Source organism: Pseudoalteromonas sp. L23 (genome assembly GCF_021728455.1).
In the GTDB taxonomy this organism is placed as follows: Bacteria; Pseudomonadota; Gammaproteobacteria; order Enterobacterales; family Alteromonadaceae; genus Pseudoalteromonas.
Map to the genome: position 1 here is coordinate 198,563 of NZ_JAKKCW010000010.1, position 18,449 is coordinate 217,011.

The window sequence follows — 18,449 nt, forward strand, 5'->3', positions numbered from 1 at the left end:
TCATCATGTTTAATCGAATTATCGATTGGTCTGTAAACAATCGGCTTCTAATTATTCTTTTTTTACTCGTTATCACGGCAACTGCTAGCGTGACTATTCCAAAACTCAACTTAGATGCGTTTCCCGATGTAACGAATGTGCAGGTTGCGGTGAATACTGAGGCGCCGGGACTGGCAGCGGAAGAAGTTGAGCAGTTAATCACCTATCCCATTGAGGCTGTGATGTATGCCTTGCCTGATGTGCAGCAAGTGCGTTCAATTTCTAAAACTGGTCTATCTGGCGTTACGGTAGTATTTAAGGAAGGCACCGATATCTATTTTGCCAGACAGTTGGTATTTGAGCGCCTCCAAGCTGCAAAGGAGTTGATCCCAAGTGGTGTGGGTACACCGGAAATGGGGCCAAATACCTCAGGGCTTGGTCAAGTATTTCAATATATGCTGATGAGCGAGCCGAACTCTGAATATGATGCAATGGCCTTACGTAGTCTCAATGACTGGGTGGTTAAGCTGTTAATTATGCCCATTGACGGGGTAACTGATGTATTGGCTTTTGGCGGCGATGTGCGTCAATATCAAGTCAATATCGACCCAAATAAGCTATTGGCTTATGCACTCACTCAGCAAGATGTGGTGAGTGCCATCGAGCGTAATAACCAAAATGTTGGCGGCTGGTATTTAGAGCGCGGTCAAGAGCAGTTGGTGATCCGCGGAACTGGCTGGTTTCAAAGTGGGGAGAAGGGGATCCAGGAGATTGCCAACGTGCCCGTCAAAACCATTGATGGCACGGTCGTGACTGTGGCTCAGGTTGCTACTGTATCGATTGGTGGAGAAATCCGTCAAGGCGCTGTCACGATGTCTAGAAAAAGCGCCTCTGGTGAAGTGGAACAGCTCGGTGAAGTCGTAACAGGCATAGTGCTAAAGCGAATGGGAGCAAACACCAAAGCAACCATTGATAGCATTAACAACCGCGTGGAACTTATTAATAAAGCGCTACCCGAAGGGGTAAGGTTTGAGCCGTTTTACGATCAGTCTGATTTGATCAGCAAAGCAGTACAAACTGTCGTTGAAGCCTTGGCACTGGCATTTATTTTTATCGTTGTGGTGCTCGCGCTGTTTTTAATGAATCTGAGAGCGACTTTCCTGGTGCTCATTTCAATTCCTATTTCAATTGCCATTGCACTTGTGGTTATGGCGTGGCTTGGCGTATCGGCCAACTTAATGTCGCTAGGTGGTATCGCAGTCGCGATAGGGATGTTAGTCGACGGCTCAGTGGTGATGGTAGAAAACATCTTTAAACACCTAACAAGGCAAAAGGAAAGTGATGACTTCTCTGTAGGACTCATTGTTGAGCTCGCAGGAAAGGAAGTGGCAAGGCCAATCTTTTTTGCTGCCAGTATTATCTTAGTAGTGTTCACCCCGTTATTTAGTTTTGAAGGGGTTGAAGCTAAGTTATTTCAACCCATGGCAATCAGTATTATTTTGGCTGTTGTTGCGGCGATATTTGTTGCCCTTATCATTGTCCCAGCGCTTGCGACCTACTTATTTAAACATGGCGTTAAAGCGCGAGAGAGTATAATTCTCGTCGCGCTAGAAAAAGGCTACCGCTGGACGTTAAATCGAGTGTTGCATAGGCAAAAGTTGTTGATGGCAATCGTCATATTATTGATGGCGGCGGCCGGTTTTACGTTCACTAAAATTGGTACCGAGTTTGTCCCAGAGCTTGAAGAAGGCACCATCAACCTAAGGGTAACGCTAGCGCCTTCCGCCAGTCTTGAAACCGCGCTTAATGTTGCGCCTGAGCTGGAAAAAATGCTGCTCACTTTTCCTGAAGTAAACTACGCGCTAAGCAGAATTGGTCGAGCGGAGATAGGTGGCGATCCTGAACCGGTAAATAACATTGAAATCTATATTGGCCTTGCGCCAGTAGCACAGTGGCAAAGCGCAAATAATCGCTACGAATTACAAGCTTTGATGGCACAAAAACTATCGGCTTATCCCGGCTTACTGTTTAATTTTTCACAGCCTATTGCGACGCGTGTCGATGAATTACTCTCAGGTGTTAAAGCGCAGTTGGCGATTAAGTTGTTTGGCCCTGACTTAGCTGTGCTTGCAAAAAAAGGCAAGGAAATTGAAGCGGCCGTGGTGCAAGTTGAAGGGACTGAAGGTGTACAACTTGAGCAAATAGCAGGTGAGTCACAGCTGATCATCACCCCAAAACGTCAAGCGTTATCGCGCTACGGTTTAGCTGTCGGAGACGTAATGGCATTAGTGCAAGATGGCATTGGTGGCAGTAAAGCGGGGCAGGTCATCAACGGTAACGAACGCTATGATATTTATGTCCGCTTGGCACCCAAGTACCGTCAAAGCAAACAGACTATTGAAGAAATACGTTTACAATCAAGTTCAGGGGCGTGGATCCGGTTGGCTGATGTTGCGAATGTTGAATATCAATCTGGTCCTCCGCAAGTAAGACGAGATGACGTTCAACGTCGAGTGGTGATCCAAGCTAATGTGCAAGGTCGTGATATGGGCAGTGTAGTAAGTGATATTCGCGCGGCTATTGATAGTAAAGTTGACTTACCAACAGGTTATGGTGTTGAAATCGGTGGTCAATTTGAAAACCAGCAACGAGCACAAAAACGCTTGGCAATCGTGGTGCCGTTATCTTTGGCGCTAATAGCACTCTTGCTTTACTTTGCATTTGGTTCAATGGCTCAGGCTGCGCTTATTTTAGTGAATGTGCCGCTTGCGGTCATTGGTGGGGTATTTTCTTTATATATCTCAGGACAATATCTCTCGGTCCCAAGCTCGGTTGGGTTTATCACCTTATTCGGTGTCGCGGTACTCAATGGTGTGGTCATGGTTGAGAGCATAAACCAGCGATTGGCTGCGGGAGAACCGCTTCATTCGGGTGTCTTTGAGGGAGCAATTTCAAGGCTTAGACCCGTGCTTATGACTGCGATAACCTCAGCGCTGGGACTTATTCCCATGCTGCTATCGACAGGAGTGGGCGCTGAAATTCAAAGGCCGCTTGCCAGTGTAATTGTTGGTGGATTATTAACGTCAACCTTGCTGACGTTGTTTGTATTGCCAGCACTTTATCCACTATTCTCAAAGCAAATTAAAAATTCGTAATGCCCGTGGGGGCCATTGAAAGTGGCCCCTTATTCGGATCAATCAATAGGATTGAGTATGTCTCACGCACATCATCACCATCATGGAAATAAGCTCGGTTGGGCCGTATTTGTTAATATTCTACTGAGTGTCGCGCAGGTCGTTGGTGGCATTCTTTCTGGTAGTCTCTCTTTGGTTGCTGATGCGCTACATAATTTAAGTGACGCCGGTGCGCTTATTATCGCGTTAGTCGCGCAAAAAGTTGCAAGAAAGCCGGCCTCACTTGAGCTCACTTATGGCTATCAACGTGCTGAAATAATTGGGGCGTTAATTAATAGTGCGACACTCATCGTTGTTGGGGTTTATCTGTTATTCGAGGCGATTTCTCGATTTTTAAATCCAGAGCCAATTGATGGCTGGATAGTGGTGTGGCTCGCGGCCTTGGCGTTAGTTATCGATGTTATCACAGCACTTATTACTTATTCTGCAGGTGCAAAAACCAGCCTAAATATTCGTGCGGCATTTATTCACAATGTTTCTGATGCTGCGGCTTCCGTTGCAGTGATCGTGGCTGGAACATTAATCATCTTATATCAATGGTATGTGGTGGATCTTATCGCCACTGTATTGATCTCCGCATACGTGATTTACCATGGCGTTGAACTGAGCAAAAGTAGTATTAGAATTCTCATGCAGGCGACGCCAGATAATGTGAATATTCAAGAGGTTAAGGAATACCTTGAGACTCAAGAGAATGTTAAGACAGTAAGCCATATTCATGTTTGGCAGCTCAATGAGCATGAATATATTTTAGAGGCGCAAGTTGTCATTACGTCCTTGAGCGACCAAAGCACGCTAGCGCGGTTAAAAGAGAGTTTACAGTCGCGGTTTGGATTGTCGCATACCACACTTGAATTAACCGAGGACTCTTTGGTAACACATCAGTGTGTAGAAATTAAATAAATACAAATGAAAATAGTTTGCATTAATGTTTGTGTGATCATATAGTGCCCCAATAGCTCATACTGGTTTGCTTGCACAAGTAAGCTAGTTCGGTATAAGGGTAAAATATGAAAAATCGCATGGACCTTAGTGCAAATCGCTTAGCAAGCGGAGCTTGCGCGTTATCTTCAGTGTTGTCACCTTGGCAAGCTAAAATACTCTCTGGTAATCAAGCATATCAAGCGCAAATATTTCTGCGTGCCCGTGATGAATATCAGGTTGCATTGACACTCGCGACAGGTATTTTAGATGAGTTTTTATTATGCCAAAAGGACAGCGTCGTGATGAGTGCCATAGAGCACAGTTTACCAGCCGTCGTAGTATCCGCACATAATCTAGCTGATACCTTTATTGCGCTTGACCAACCAAATAGAGCGTGCCAGCAACTTATCTCAATCCATCTGAAGATACATGCAACCTACCTCGAATATAACAATGAACTTGCGCCTACCGTCTTACATCATTTGCATAAAACTCGACAAGAGCTGATCCATTTTGCAACACGCTATCCTCATTTACCTGAGCTTATTCATCAAATTAACGAAGCGATGCTGGTAACGCACCAGCATTCTCGCGTTTTACATTAACATTTGGAGGTCGAATGGCTTATACCTTACCTGAATTACCGTACGCATATGATGCACTGGAACCACATATCGACGCGAAAACGATGGAGATCCATCATACTTTGCATCATCAGACATATATAAATAAAGCAAACGCAGCATTAGAGGGGACGGAGTTCGAGGGTAAAGACACCGAAACGTTGCTGAGAAACATTAAAACGTTACCTGAAACCTTACAAAAAGCAGTGCAAGAACATGTCGGCGGGCACAATAACCATAGTTTGTTCTGGCAAATTATGACTCCGAATTATGCGCCTTTGTGTGATGGGCCGTTAAAACAAGCGATAGAAAGTGAATTCGGCGGTTTTGATAGCTTTAAAACTGAATTTACAAACGCTGCTGTCAGCCGATTTGGCAGTGGCTGGGCATGGTTAGTTGTAGATGAAAATGGCAAGTTAGCGGTGACGAGTAGTCTTAACCAAGATAGTCCCTACATGGAGCAGCACACCCCAATATTGGGTTTAGATGTGTGGGAACATGCCTATTACCTCAAATATCAGAATCGTCGACCAGAATACATCGCCGCTTTTTACAACGTCATTAATTGGTCTGAAGTCGAGCGCAGATATAATCAAGCAATAGGTTAGTACTTTTTCCTCAGTTATTTAACCTGAGGTTTGGGTAAGTAATGAGCTAACATATAGTTTTAAAATTTATCTTGAATGACTTTCTGTCTAGCCAGAGAGTTTTAGGGAAAACACCGCTTCCGCGTCCTGCTCTCGCTAAGGTACCTACTTCCTGTAGGCAAGGCGAATTTACGCATTAATAGCGGGCTATTGGAAGTGAATTCAACGCAGTTAGCGCTAAAACTGGCTGCTAGAAAGGCATTAGTTATCCGAAGCTCAGGTTAGAAAGCCCCTAGCGGGCTTTTTTCATGAATACTCCAAACATGGTTGAGTACCAAAAATGGCTAGTTTGCTATAGTGATAGCTATTAGACTGAGTGAAAACGAAGTACGAGCGAAAGTCATGTATACACCAGAAGTTTGTTCTCAAGCTAGAAATAGTCGCGATGCTAGATTTGATGGGTTGTTTTTTGTTGCGGTCAAGAGCACCGGCATTTATTGTCGGCCAATATGTCCAGCACCTGCTGCAAAAGAAAAAAATGTTGAGTATTTTCAATTTGCCCACAATGCAGCGCAAGCTGGCTTTAGACCTTGTATTCGCTGCCGCCCTGACAGCGCACCGGGTAGTTATGCATGGCTTGGCACGGAAACAACCGCAGTCAGAGCCAAAAAGTTAATCGACGAGGGGGCCTTGATACGTCATTCGACAGAAGACTTAGCCGATAGGTTAGGCATTTCGGTCCGTTATTTAAATAAAGTATTCAATCAATATTTTGGCACCAGCCCCAAACAATATGCACTTTATAAGCAATGTGACTTAGCTAAGCAGCTATTACAGCAAAGTGACCTTCCTGTCACGCAAGTCGCGTTTGCCGCCGGGTTTAATTCATTGCGACGCTTTAATGATGCATTCCAGAAACTGTATCAGTTATCACCAAGTCAACTCAGAAGAGACGCAGGTAGTGGCTCAGCCATTGCGATTTACTTGTCTTATCGACCACCGTACAACTGGGATAAAATGCAGCAGTTTTTAGCAATGAGAATTGTGCCAGGTATCGAGTGGTTAACAGAAAACGGTTATGGGCGAACCGTGATGATAGAAGGGGAAACAGGGCGCTTCACCGCGACTATCGAGCCTGAAAAACATCGCTTTAAAGTGGTTATCGCGCTCTGTGATTTATCCTTGTTAGTTCCGATGATTGCGCAGATCAGGCGTGTGTTAGATTTGGATGCGGATACCTGTTTTATTGAGTCTCACCTTCATGAAGCCGCACCTGATTTGCCGCTACAAGAGGGACTCAGATTACCTGGGATCTGGAGTGAGTTTGAAGCGGGAATGAGAGCTATTTTAGGTCAACAAATCAGTGTTCAAGCGGCGAGAAACTTACTTGCTTTATTGGTTGAAACACTTGGTGAGGTAGCTGAAGATGGCATGCGTTACTTCCCTAAGCCTAAGGCCGTATTTGATAGTGATCTCGCCTTTTTCAAAATGCCTGAGCGGAGAAAAGCGGCTATTAAAGCTTTCGCTGAGCAATATGTTGGTTCGGAACATGTTGAACTTGATGACTGGTTAAATATTAAAGGGATAGGCCCTTGGACTGTCGACTATGCAAAAATGCGCGGATTGAGTCACCCAGACATTTACTTGGGTGGTGATTTGGGTGTCAAAAAGGCAATGGAAAAATCCTTAAAAACAATAGATATCGAAAAGTGTGCTCCTTTTCGTTCTTATTTAACTTTTCAACTATGGCAACAATTATGATTGAAACTACATTAGCCTCGCCCACTGGAGAGTGGATAATACAAGCATCCAATAATGGTTTACGATATGTTGGTTTTTTTCCAAAGACGCGTTATGAGCAAGGGGAAAATCGGCATACAGAAATGGCAAAAAAACAGTTAACAGAATACTTTGCTGGCAAACGCCAACGCTTTGATGTGGTACTTGATGTGGATGGTACGTACTTTCAAAAGCAAGTCTGGCAGGTGTTGGCACAAGTACCATTTGGTGAAACGCATAGCTATGGTTGGATAGCGGAGCGCTTAGGGAACAAAAATGCCGTCCGTGCTGTTGGCGCTGCCAACGGCAAAAATCCAATTAGTATCATAGTGCCTTGTCATCGCATTATTGGTGCAAATGGCAAACTAACAGGATATGCTGGTGGACTTGAAGCGAAAGAGTGGTTGTTGCAACACGAGGGAGTAAGCTTTAAAAAATAGAGTATACTAGTGGTTAATCGTTGTTATTTCGATTTACTACATGTTTGGAGTGAATGTTGAGACTGCTATTTATTGCTTTTTGCGTTTTTACTTCGTGGACCTGTATGGCAACAGAGGTTCGCTTTTGTTATGAAGATAAACATGCTCCACCCTTTATCCATGGTGCAGGGCAAACTGTGCCATCGGCAAATCCAGGCGTCACGATCCAGATAGTGCAACAGCTTGACGAGCACGTAAAAGAGGTGAACTTCACTTACACTCGAAAGCCATGGAGCCGTTGCTTGCATGAGCTGGAAAATGGCAAAGTTGATGCTGTGGTGGCAAGTCACCGAGCATCCAGAGAAGAGCAAATGGCGTATCCAAAGAATCCCGATGGCACTATTGCACAGCAATATGCAATTAATCGGATCAGCACTTGTTTACTCAAAAGCAAAACTAACAAAGCAACATTAAATCTGAGCAAAGAAATAGAACTCGCAGTACCTCGTGGGTATGCTATTCGAGAAAGTATGCCCAAGCATTTTTCCATATTCGAAACCGACTCGTTGGAGCATGCTATTGCACTGGTTGAAAATGAATTACTAGATGCGACCATTGGCCTTTGCCAAATCGGTAATATGCCAATCACATTATCGCCTCCCTTTAACCACTTGGAAGCGGTTTTTCCACCGATAGAAACGTCGTTTGGTTTTATGGCATTTTCTGAGCAGTTTTATCAGCAGCACCCTGAATTAAGCTGGAAAGTGTGGCGTGCAAGTCAGCTTATTAACCTCGACACCTTATATAGTGAGTATTTGCGTTCACAACCCAGCCAAATGGATAAGCAATAGATCTTTTAATCGTTAGCCAGTAAACTAGCGCGAATTTTTATTTCGAAATATCTATTATGGCCCAGCTTTATTTTTACTATTCGGCAATGAATGCCGGTAAATCTACAACTTTATTGCAGTCGGCATTTAACTACCGAGAGCGAGGCATGCGCCCGTTTATTATCACTGCTGCAATTGATAACCGTGCTGGTGTGGGCAAAGTAGCGTCGCGTATCGGCTTAGAAGCTGAGGCGCAAGTTTTTGAAAGCCAAACAGATGTGAAAGCACTGCTGATGTCTGCCCACACCGAGAGTAAAATTGACTGCGTATTGGTAGATGAGTGCCAGTTTCTAACAAAAGCTCAAGTCGCAGAGCTGACGGATATCGTCGATGAGCTGCGGATCCCGGTATTATGCTATGGTCTGAGAACTGACTTTCGTGGTGAGCTGTTTGAGGGCTCACAATATTTACTGGCGTGGGCAGATAAATTGATTGAGCTAAAAACCATCTGTCACTGTGGTCGTAAAGCAAACCGAGTGCTTCGCACCGATGAGCATGGCAAGGCCATTGCGGATGGCGATCAAGTTGTGATTGGTGGTAACGATAGATATGTTTCTCTTTGTAGAAAACACTATAAGGATGCGCTAAACGCATAAGTATATTTAAACCTGATGTACTGCGAAGAGTGGCTTCTTAACAGTACAGATCCCGTTCTATCGTCACTCAGTATTTTATCCTACCATAACGCTAAATTTATACTATTTTCTGGTTCGAATAATTTGGTAAACCTGTGGATTTGTACCATCCTTAAGAAATAGGAGTAAGGGTGTCATTTTAATGAGTCAGCAGCAGCCATTATCATTCTTAAACGTTTCAGAGCCTGATGAACAAAACCTAGACGAGTCTGCATCTCCTTGGGTGGTGTTGATTGTCGATGATGAACCTGAAGTTCACGATGTGACTAAACTTGTGTTAACGGCTTATCGGTTTGAATTAAAACCGCTCGAGTTGCTTCATGCCTATAGCAAAAAAGAAGCGATTGATATCTTAAGCAATCGAGATGACGTTGCATTAATTTTACTCGACGTCATCATGGAAAGTGAAGAAGCGGGCTTAGAATGTGCGCAATACATACGTGAAGAACTTGGCTATCATAACGTAAGAATAGTACTGCGCACTGGCCAGCCCGGCAGTGTGCCGGAACATGAAGTCATGCTACGCTATGATATTAATGACTATAAAAATAAAACTGACCTCACAAAATCTCGTCTTTTCACTATGTTAACCAGCTCGCTACGCTCTTACCGAGATTTAAATCGACTTGAGTTGTTGACCGATGAACTAACCAAACTTAACGAAGGATTGGAAGAAAAGGTCAAGCAGCGCACTCATGAACTTGAATCGTCAAATGATGCCTTAAGAGAGGCATATAACCGTATTGCTGAGCAGCAGCAAGCCTTGATCCAATCAGAAAAGCTCGCATCGGTAGGGCAGTTTGCTGCAGGTGTCGCCCATGAAATTAATAATCCGCTTGCGTACTTAAAAAGTAACTTAGAGTTTGTACAAAGTTCGTTGGTTAAGTTGTATCGAGCTTGGCAATTTTTGGCAAATAATTCGCAACTCTCTCCTGAATGTGCAAAATCGCTGAGTGAATTGGAAAAAGAGTATCAACTAAACTGGGCCTTGAGTGAAAGTGATGATGTGATGGCAGAAATGCACTCGGGACTCGACAGAATTCAATTGATTGTTAAAGAGCTGAGTGTGTTTTTTGAAAGCAATCAAACCCAGTTTCAGCAAGTAGAATTCTATTCTCAAATTATGGACTCTGTGATGATTAATTTGGAGTTGGATGGTACAAACTTGAGCCTGATTGAATTTGAAAAAGGAGAACGGTTTGAATTGCACTGTGCCCCTGCACTTCTAGAACACGGTATTTATTGCCTCATAAAGAACGCCTTAGAAAGTACCGGTAGAATGCGCAAGGCCATTAAAATCACCACGAAAGTTGAGAGTAAAACGCTCTCTATCGATATCTTCGATTGTGGTGAAGGGATTGCGGATAAGCTGGTGCATAAAGTATTTGATCCGTTTTATACCACTAAAGCCTCAGAAAAACACGTAGGACTTGGGTTAACGATTGCATCTAATATCATTAAATCTCACGGTGGTGAACTATCTTTAACGTCAGTGATTGGTAAAGGTACCAAAGCAGCCATCACTTTACCCTTAATCTGATTGCTAGTGTACTCTCTACTTTACCTTCGATGCTAAAGTTAGCATGATAAGTGCTATCAGCGCTTCCTCTGCGCTCACACTTATCATGCTTTATTACTTTGTTATTTTACCAAAGTTAATTGAGTCTTATCACTTCGCCAAGTCCTAGCGCCGTTAGGCGATTAGCTTGCGTTTTTGCATCTCCAACCACGATATATATTAGTTTATTCGGATGAATATACTGCTTGGCAAGTCCCTTCATGTCATCAACTCCCAGGCTTTCGATTTGTTCGTTGCGCTGCTGCATAAAGTTGTTTGCCAAATTCAGAGACCCAATTTGCTCAAGTACTTTAACTTTTGCTGTTAAGGTTTCAAAGCGTCTGGCATTACTTTTTAAATAGTAATTTTTTGTCGTTGTTAAATCGGCTAAAGTATACGTGTTCCCGTACTCTTCGACGATTTGTTTTACTAACTCCAGAGACTCCAAAGTGACATTGCTTCGGACGTTAGATTTTATTTCAAACATTGAAGAGACTGGTGTAGCGTCAAATTTTGAGCGTATATGATAGGTATAACCTTTGTCTGCTCTTAGATCCTGAACAAGGCGAGAAGAAAACCCACCACCGCCAAGGATGTAATTCATCGCTGTTGCGTTAAAGTAGTCAGTGTGATTTGCTTTAAGTGACGGATGAGCAATTAGTAGTGTCGATTGCTTTGCCTGCGGAATATCATAAAAATATATTGCTGCAGAATTAAGTGCATTTGGCTCAGGTAAAAGAGGAAGTGTTGCTTTTGATGCGGGCCAGTGGTCAATTAGCTGCTCAAGAGACTTTTGAATATCTGCATGTTTGACAGCGCCGGCTACATATAATTTTGCCAATTGTGGGGCTATATTTTTTTGATGGTAGGCTTTTAGGTCATCAATTGTTATCTTCGAGATACTTTCTTCTGTGCCCAGTGTATTATTTGCTAACGGGTGATGTCTTGGATATGTAAGCTTGTATAGTTCTTTTTGGGCGATGGCTTCGGGATCTGCTGATGATTGTTGTAGTTGTCCGGTAACCGTTTGTTTAGCAAGTTCAAATTCAGTTAAATCCCACCTCGGTTGAGTCAGTATTTCACCAATTAATGCCATTGTGGCTTCATAATTACGTGCCAGAGTACTTGCTTTTAGCACTATTTGCTCGCGCTCTGCTGTTACTGTGATAGTTGAGCCTAGCTGTCTAATCTCATTGTTTAACTCTTCAGCTGATTTTGTCGCTGTCCCCCGGGTCAGCATATTTGCAACTAAGTTAGCGGTACCATTTTTATCTGGCGACTCGAGTAACAATGCACCATCAATAGTAAGTTTTATTTCAACCAATGGCACTTCGTCACTGTATAACGAAAAAACCTCTAGTCCATTTTTTAACTGAGCTGTTTTTACATCTGGCGTTGGTATTACCGGAGTTTTTCCAAACTCGGGTTCAATGGAACGATCAAAGCTAGATGGTGTTTTGCTAATCTGGAGTGGCTTGGCCGTATCGAGTTCGCTGATGTCTTCAAGGTTGATCTGCTCTTCTTTAATCACTGCCTTTTGGGCGGTGTCAACAGCGAGTTTTTTACTACCTTTAGGTACAAAACTAGTTGAAACAAAAGGCTTATTCTTTAGGTATGTGTTATAAACACGCCAGATATCGTCTGCGCTGACTGCACGCATCAAGTCAATTTCTTTATTAATGTATCCAGGATCATTTAGCAGCAAATTGTAATCGGCAAGCGCGACGCCTTTATTTACAACACTTGATAGATTCCGATAATACTCAGTTTCTATACCCACTTTTACACGATGAAGACCGTCTTGTGAAAATGCTTCTGTTTCGAAGCGCTTTAGCCCAATTGCAATCGCTTGCTCAACTTGATCTAAATCGACACCGTCATAGGCGGTTATCATCATGAGTAACTCGCCAGCTAATTCAGAGCGGATATCAAGTAGCATTAAACCAGAGCTTAATTTCTGCTTCTCAACGAGCTCATTGGTTACAGGCGCTTGGTTGCCATCAGTTAACAGCTTAATTAGCACATCCATCGCATAGCTATCTCGGTGAAAACGCGGCATAGAAGGCCAAGCTTGTGTTAACTGAGGAACTTGCGCAAAACTATCTTCATGATAGCGTTTTTTGCTGCTCGTCAACACGATGGGTTGCTTCGGTTGGGGTGAAACTTCCGGTCCTCTTGGAATATCGTTAAAATATTTCTCGACCCAAGCTTTTGCCTGGTTACTATCAAAGTCTCCAGAAATAACTAACGTAACATTATTCGGTCCATACCACCGTTTATAGAAGTCTTTGACGTCTTCGACCGTAGCGCTAGCTAGGTCTTCAAGGGAGCCTAATGGCAGCCAGTTGTATGGGTGATCGACTGGATACAAATTTTTTGTAATTACATCAAATACATGACCGTAAGGTTGGTTAGTGACGCGCTGACGCTTTTCGTTCTTTACTACTTCTTTTTCTTGTTGAAGAACGGGGATTGTTACGGTGTTGATGAAATAGCCCAGTTTATCGGCCTCAGCCCAAATCATCTTTTCCAGTGCATCATTGGGTACCGTTTGCATGTAATTCGTGATATCTCGGTTAGTTGAGCCGTTTGCACCAGAGCCTCCCACTCGAGCACTTAGCTTGTCTAGCCCACCTTTACCTAAATTTTCAGACTCTAAAAATAATAAATGCTCGAATAAGTGAGCAAATCCAGTTTTGCCTACCTTTTCACGTGCAGAGCCAACATGTGCAGCAAGGGTGACGGCAACGACGGGATCGGATTTATCAATATGAAAAACAACATCTAAGCCGTTATCTAAAGTGAACTTCTCAAAATCCACGTGAAAAGACGAGTTGGCATGATCAGGGACATCGGTTGCTGGCTGAACTGTAATATCTTGTTTTTGGAGATTAGAAGTAGAACATCCTGAAAGAGTGAACAAACTTGCCGTGATAGCAAGAGCAAGTGGCTTAACGTTCATTAACTTACCTTATAATTATAATTTCCTGTTAATTTAAACAGTTGCGAAACTATTGTCCATAAATAAGGGAATATTCCCTCGTAACGGTTTCAGATTTCTTATTGTGTCCGCTGCGGACACTTTTTCCGTCCGCGGACACATTTTATCCTCTTCTAAAATGAAATAAATAAATATAATCAACAACTTAAGTTTTGGCACAAAGTTAGCCTCTTTTACTGCATACAAACTAATAAAGAAGATACGTTATGTGGTTAAGTACTGCTTTTTTAATTTCACCCTTGATGATGTTGGCTGTAGCAACGGTCGTGGCGGTATTTGACTCGTTAATTCGAGGAGAATCATTATGATTAAAGACACAAGCGGACAAGATGAAGTGCTCCAAACTAGTAAATCCAAAAAGAAGCTTGGCCTTGTAATAGCGGGTGTTGTAATTATTGCAGCACTTACCGCACAGGTCGTGTTTGGTGGGCCAAATGCTAGTAGCTCCGTGGCCAAAGATAGAGTGCAAATTGCAGCCGTGACATTCGGTGAGTTTACCCGCGATATTGCTGCCACAGGTTTTGTCGTTGCTGCAAATGCACCACAAATTTATAGTCCGGAGCAGGGTTATGTCTCTTTACAGGTCAAAGCGGGTGATAGCGTGACTCAAGGTGAAGTACTAGCCACGGTTAAAAGTCCAACTTTAACCAACCAGCTCCAACAAGAAGAAGCGGAGCTGCAAAGACTGAGGGGGGAGCTTGAAGGGAAAAAGTTAGATGTTAGACGTCAAAACTTGGCGTTAAATCGCTCCTTAGATCTCGCTCGCGTCGAACTATTAGCGGCAGATAGAGAAGACCGACGTGCTCAGTTGTCTATCCAAAAAAACCTCATCAGCCAAATTGATTTAGAAGAAGCGCAAGACGACCTAGCGCGGGCAAAATTAAACTTCAATCATGCAGAGCAAGAAGTTGCACTAGGCAAAGATACCTTGGCCTTTGAACTTAAATCTGTTGAGAATCAGCTTGAGCGGCAACGTTTAATCGTTGAAGAATTAAAACGTCAAGTTGCAAGCTTAGATGTGATTGCGCCGGTTTCAGGCATAGTCGGTAATTTATTAGTCGATCAAAATGCGCTGGTTAATGCCAATCAGGGGTTGATGAAACTCGTTGACTTAAGTGCTTATGAAGCCGAGCTTCAAGTACCTGAAAGTTATGCGGCAGAGCTTGGACTCGGGATGGCCGTCGAGCTCAGGATTGGCAACCAAAATATTTCTGGCGTGTTATCTGCGATTTCTCCAGAAGTAAATAACCGTGAAGTCACCACTCGAGTACGTTTTTCGGACGAAAACATTGATGGCATTAGACAAAATCAACGTTTGTCTGCTCGAATTTTACTAGAACACAAAGAAAACACCTTAATGGTTAAACGTGGTGCTTTTATGAGTGAAGGTGGGCACATCGCTTACAAACTAAGTGGTGATATCGCTGAGCGAATTGAGATCACTACCGGTACCTCAAGCATCAGTGAAGTTGAAGTGCTTAATGGCTTAAAGCAAGGCGATCAAATCATCATCAGTAGTTACGACGCATTCGAACGTGCGCCCAGCATCTTATTAAGATAAGAAGGAAAATAATAATGTTAATTATGAATAATATCGGCAAAGTATACCAAACTGATATGGTGCAAACACACGCACTCAGAGATTTTAACCTGCAAGTAAATGAAGGAGAGTTTATCGCGGTAACAGGCCCTTCAGGCTCAGGTAAAACAACCTTCTTAAATATTGCTGGGATGCTAGAAGGGTACTCTAGTGGTCAATATATGCTAGATGGAATTGATGTTGGTAAGCTTAATGACAACCAAAGAGCTGATCTGCGAAACCAAAAAATCGGCTTTATTTTTCAAGGTTTTAACCTTATCCCAGATTTAAACTTGTACGAAAATGTTGAAGTGCCACTACGTTATCGTGGTATCAAGGCGGCTGAGCGCAAGCGCAGAATTGAAAACTGTCTAGAGCAAGTTGGCCTTGCTGGCCGTGCAAAACATTTGCCACAACAGTTGTCCGGTGGACAGCAGCAGCGTGTGGCGATTGCAAGAGCGCTTGCTGGTGAGCCACGCTTTTTACTCGCCGATGAACCAACGGGGAATTTAGATAGTTTAATGGCGCGTCAGGTGATGGAGTTACTAGAACAAATTAACCGTGACGGCGCAACGATAGTAATGGTTACCCACGACCCGGAGCTCGCAAGGCGTACACCAAGAAACATCCAAATTGTAGATGGACAGGTTGCAGATTTTACTTTGTATCAAGGTAAAGGTGCGGCTTCACAAGCGTTGAAATCTCAGGTGGGAGCTTAAGTTATGTTTGCGCATTACCTTGATTTAGCTTGGCGTAGCCTAAAAGCCACGCCGCTTGCGACTAGTCTAATGACGCTGGCTATCGCCATTGGTATTGGCGTCACTATGGTGAGTTTATCCGTGTATCACATGATGTCCGCCGATCCAATTCCAAGCAAAAGTGGCAAACTCTATGCTGTACAGCTACAAGTGATGGATGAGGGGCAAACCTATCATTCAGCTGATGATATTCCCTTTCAGTTGACATTTTTAGATGCGAAAAACCTGTATCAAACGCTAAACGTCGACAAAAAAGTCGCGATGTTTAAATCCGGTTTTGCGGTTCATGTAAGCAACCCCGAAGTGAGGCCCATGCTGCAAACGACACGGCTAATCACCCGAGAGTTTTTTGCCATGTTTGAGTTGAGTTTTTTGTATGGTGGAGTGTGGAGCCAAAGCCAAGCCGACAATGCTGCACCAGTGGTTGTAATTGACGAAACTATCGCACAAAAGTTATTTGGCCGCAGTGATGTGGTTGGAGAAAGTATTTATTTGGCGCAGCGAAGATATCAAGTAGTAGGGGTAACTAAGGAGTGGCAGCCAAACGTCAAAATGTATGACTTAAACAATGGCGCGTTTGCTGATGCCGAGCGTATCTTCATTCCCTTCAGTCATGCTGCAGCTTATGAGATTGACACTTGGGGTAATACGAATGGCTGGAAGAGGGAAGAGATTAACAACTTCACGGACAAAATGAATTCAGAAATGCTTTGGACTCAGTTTTGGGTTGAATTAGAGAACGAAAAAGAACAACAAGCGTTAGCAACACAACTGGATAATTACATCCAAACCCAACAAGATTTGGGAAGATTTAACCGTAAAACACGAGAGTTTTCACTTCGAAATGTCACTGAATGGCTTGAGTACAATAATGTGGTTAGTGAAGATAACAAAGTCATGATTGGTTTAAGTTTTATGTTCCTTGCCGTTTGCTTAGCCAATATTCTCGGATTGTTACTAGCGAAATTTCTTAAACGTGCCCCTGATGTTGGCGTAAGAAGGGCGCTTGGTGCAAGTAAAACGCAAGTGTTTTACCAACACTTAGTTGAAGTGGCGTTGCTTGGTTTTATGGGGGGAGTGATAGGGATAGTTTTTGCTCAGCTTGGCTTATGGGGGATCCGCAGAACTAGCCATGTATACGAAAGTCTTGCAACGATGGATGTCTCTATGCTGTTAGCAGCGCCGAGCATCGCTATTGTGACTTGTATTCTTGCAGGGCTTTACCCAGCTTGGATAGTGTGTAAAACATCACCTGCTACTTATCTAAAAGTGCAATAAGGAGAGTCCCATGTTGGAATTAAAACCAATTATCAATGCGTTATTGCGCTCTAAAGTTGGTGCCGTACTTGCCATCCTACAACTTGCCTTGACGTTGGCAATTGTCAGCAATTCGCTGTCCATTATTAGTGAGCGCGTCAGCTATCTCAACAAGCCAACTGGCTACCCAGAAGAGTCGATAATCACCTTCAGTGTCATGTCGTTTGACGACAAGGTAGATGCAAACCAACAGTTTATCGTTGATGAGAGAATACTAAAAAGTATCCCAGGTGTTATAGAAGCCGTAGGAGTGAGTTCAGTTCCGCTTTCAGGAGGAGGTAGCAATTCGGGATTCAGCTTAACCCCAGAAGACGATGGTAAACATACAAACTCGGGGCATTTATACGCCAATGAACAAGTGATCCGTACCTTGGGCGTAAAATTGATAGAAGGCCGTGATTTCACATCTGGTGATGTCCTGATCTCAAGTGAATACGCTAAGCAACCAGATGTTGTTATTGCCAGTAAGGCGTTTACGGACGAGATATTTGGTGAGGGTAAAGGATTGGGCGAAACGATTTATTATGGTGGCGGCCCGTTAAAAGTCGTGGGGATTGTTGAGCGTATGACTAATGCTTGGCCGCGTTTTAGAAATGCTGATCGCTTAATTATTTTTCCCATGGTAAATGCGAATGGATTTCAAGATTTCTTAGTTCGCACAGATCCGAGTTTGCGTGGCGAAGTAATGAAAAAAATAGAGTCGGTGCTGCTTCAAGAAAATCCAAATAGAGTGATCACCAATATGAAAGGACTTGATGAAGTAAAGGAAAGGTACAACTCTAAAGACATATTGATGCTAAGAATGTTGCTAGTGCTAATCACAGCATTAGTCGTCGTGACGGCGCTGGGAATATTTGGTCTTACTCAGTTTAATATTAGTAAACGCACTAAACAGATTGGTACTCGCAGAGCTTTGGGGGCGCGTAAATCTGCAATTGTTCGTTACTTTGTGGTAGAAAACCTCATTGTTTGTGCAATTGGCTTAATACTTGGCACAGTGGCTACTGTTTTCCTAGGACAAAAGCTAATGTCTTTGTATTCAGTGCCACCGCTAGAAGTAAGCTATATTTTGATAACGGCGCTTGGGCTTATCGTGCTCTGTATCGCATCAGTTATTTTTCCTGCTAAAAAGGCGGCGAACATTTCACCGAGTATCGCAACAAGAAGTGTATAACCCTTATACCAACTAGGTTGTGTGAGCAACCT

Annotated in this window: 14 protein-coding genes; 13 read left to right on the plus strand and 1 reads right to left on the minus strand. The window is 43.3% G+C overall.

The genetic code is table 11. The annotated features are described in order from the left end of the window. The first annotated feature begins 5 nt into the window (after nt 1–5). The 9 genes from L3V43_RS16825 (at nt 6) to L3V43_RS16865 (ending at nt 10,570) form a co-directional block, all read left to right on the plus strand. Nucleotides 6–3,134 carry a CusA/CzcA family heavy metal efflux RND transporter gene (locus tag L3V43_RS16825; RefSeq protein WP_237116958.1) on the plus strand — a complete coding sequence of 1,043 codons (3,129 nt, stop codon included), beginning with the start codon at nt 6–8 and terminating at the stop codon, nt 3,132–3,134. Between the two features lie 57 nt (nt 3,135–3,191). Further along, complete coding sequence (locus tag L3V43_RS16830; RefSeq protein WP_010607511.1) at nt 3,192–4,076, plus strand: cation diffusion facilitator family transporter; 885 nt, start codon at nt 3,192–3,194, stop codon at nt 4,074–4,076. Nucleotides 4,077–4,183: 107 nt separating this feature from the next. Continuing rightward, on the plus strand, nt 4,184–4,702 hold the full coding sequence (locus L3V43_RS16835) for a hypothetical protein (protein ID WP_010607512.1): 519 nt from the start codon (nt 4,184–4,186) through the stop codon (nt 4,700–4,702). A gap of 14 nt (nt 4,703–4,716) precedes the next feature. Beyond that, entirely contained in the window at nt 4,717–5,328 is a 612-nt protein-coding gene (locus L3V43_RS16840) for a superoxide dismutase (RefSeq protein ID WP_010607513.1), read from the plus strand. A gap of 381 nt (nt 5,329–5,709) precedes the next feature. Further along, nucleotides 5,710–7,068: an AlkA N-terminal domain-containing protein gene (locus L3V43_RS16845; RefSeq protein WP_102058588.1), complete on the plus strand. Its 1,359-nt coding sequence runs from the start codon at nt 5,710–5,712 to the stop codon at nt 7,066–7,068. Next, the gene (locus tag L3V43_RS16850; protein WP_237116957.1) at nt 7,065–7,526 is read left to right on the plus strand and encodes a methylated-DNA--[protein]-cysteine S-methyltransferase; all 462 of its coding nucleotides are present in this window, start codon (nt 7,065–7,067) and stop codon (nt 7,524–7,526) included. Before L3V43_RS16845 ends, L3V43_RS16850 begins: the two co-directional genes overlap by 4 nt. A gap of 104 nt (nt 7,527–7,630) precedes the next feature. Beyond that, on the plus strand, nt 7,631–8,356 hold the full coding sequence (locus L3V43_RS16855; RefSeq protein WP_227387831.1) for a transporter substrate-binding domain-containing protein: 726 nt from the start codon (nt 7,631–7,633) through the stop codon (nt 8,354–8,356). Nucleotides 8,357–8,412: 56 nt separating this feature from the next. Then, a complete protein-coding gene (locus L3V43_RS16860; protein WP_010607517.1) occupies nt 8,413–8,991 on the plus strand; it encodes a thymidine kinase in 579 nt (192 codons plus the stop codon). 181 nt (nt 8,992–9,172) lie between these two features. After that, on the plus strand, nt 9,173–10,570 hold the full coding sequence (locus tag L3V43_RS16865; protein ID WP_010607518.1) for an ATP-binding protein: 1,398 nt from the start codon (nt 9,173–9,175) through the stop codon (nt 10,568–10,570). Nucleotides 10,571–10,685: 115 nt separating this feature from the next. Here L3V43_RS16865 and L3V43_RS16870 read toward each other — a convergent pair whose 3' ends face one another. Continuing rightward, nucleotides 10,686–13,550 carry a pitrilysin family protein gene (locus L3V43_RS16870; RefSeq protein WP_237116956.1) on the minus strand — a complete coding sequence of 955 codons (2,865 nt, stop codon included), beginning with the start codon at nt 13,548–13,550 and terminating at the stop codon, nt 10,686–10,688. A gap of 343 nt (nt 13,551–13,893) precedes the next feature. Between L3V43_RS16870 and L3V43_RS16875 the strand changes: the two genes are divergently transcribed. The 4 genes from L3V43_RS16875 to L3V43_RS16890 are packed head-to-tail and all read left to right on the plus strand — an operon-like array spanning nt 13,894 to nt 18,417. After that, a complete protein-coding gene (locus tag L3V43_RS16875; protein ID WP_010607520.1) occupies nt 13,894–15,150 on the plus strand; it encodes an HlyD family efflux transporter periplasmic adaptor subunit in 1,257 nt (418 codons plus the stop codon). Between the two features lie 14 nt (nt 15,151–15,164). Next, nucleotides 15,165–15,887: an ABC transporter ATP-binding protein gene (locus L3V43_RS16880; RefSeq protein WP_010607521.1), complete on the plus strand. Its 723-nt coding sequence runs from the start codon at nt 15,165–15,167 to the stop codon at nt 15,885–15,887. A gap of 3 nt (nt 15,888–15,890) precedes the next feature. After that, nucleotides 15,891–17,204: an ABC transporter permease gene (locus L3V43_RS16885; protein WP_102058592.1), complete on the plus strand. Its 1,314-nt coding sequence runs from the start codon at nt 15,891–15,893 to the stop codon at nt 17,202–17,204. A gap of 10 nt (nt 17,205–17,214) precedes the next feature. After that, on the plus strand, nt 17,215–18,417 hold the full coding sequence (locus L3V43_RS16890) for an FtsX-like permease family protein (RefSeq protein WP_237116955.1): 1,203 nt from the start codon (nt 17,215–17,217) through the stop codon (nt 18,415–18,417). Nucleotides 18,418–18,449: the final 32 nt, after the last annotated feature.

Bases quoted from the DNA above. Each gene is read 5' to 3' on its own strand.
- L3V43_RS16825 (WP_237116958.1), top strand. From the start codon at position 6: ATGTTTAATCGAATTATCGATTGGTCTGTAAACAATCGGCTTCTAATT.
- L3V43_RS16830 (WP_010607511.1), top strand. From the start codon at position 3,192: ATGTCTCACGCACATCATCACCATCATGGAAATAAGCTCGGTTGGGCC.
- L3V43_RS16835 (WP_010607512.1), top strand. From the start codon at position 4,184: ATGAAAAATCGCATGGACCTTAGTGCAAATCGCTTAGCAAGCGGAGCT.
- L3V43_RS16840 (WP_010607513.1), top strand. From the start codon at position 4,717: ATGGCTTATACCTTACCTGAATTACCGTACGCATATGATGCACTGGAA.
- L3V43_RS16845 (WP_102058588.1), top strand. From the start codon at position 5,710: ATGTATACACCAGAAGTTTGTTCTCAAGCTAGAAATAGTCGCGATGCT.
- L3V43_RS16850 (WP_237116957.1), top strand. From the start codon at position 7,065: ATGATTGAAACTACATTAGCCTCGCCCACTGGAGAGTGGATAATACAA.
- L3V43_RS16855 (WP_227387831.1), top strand. From the start codon at position 7,631: ATGGCAACAGAGGTTCGCTTTTGTTATGAAGATAAACATGCTCCACCC.
- L3V43_RS16860 (WP_010607517.1), top strand. From the start codon at position 8,413: ATGGCCCAGCTTTATTTTTACTATTCGGCAATGAATGCCGGTAAATCT.
- L3V43_RS16865 (WP_010607518.1), top strand. From the start codon at position 9,173: ATGAGTCAGCAGCAGCCATTATCATTCTTAAACGTTTCAGAGCCTGAT.
- L3V43_RS16870 (WP_237116956.1), bottom strand. From the start codon at position 13,550: ATGAACGTTAAGCCACTTGCTCTTGCTATCACGGCAAGTTTGTTCACT.
- L3V43_RS16875 (WP_010607520.1), top strand. From the start codon at position 13,894: ATGATTAAAGACACAAGCGGACAAGATGAAGTGCTCCAAACTAGTAAA.
- L3V43_RS16880 (WP_010607521.1), top strand. From the start codon at position 15,165: ATGTTAATTATGAATAATATCGGCAAAGTATACCAAACTGATATGGTG.
- L3V43_RS16885 (WP_102058592.1), top strand. From the start codon at position 15,891: ATGTTTGCGCATTACCTTGATTTAGCTTGGCGTAGCCTAAAAGCCACG.
- L3V43_RS16890 (WP_237116955.1), top strand. From the start codon at position 17,215: ATGTTGGAATTAAAACCAATTATCAATGCGTTATTGCGCTCTAAAGTT.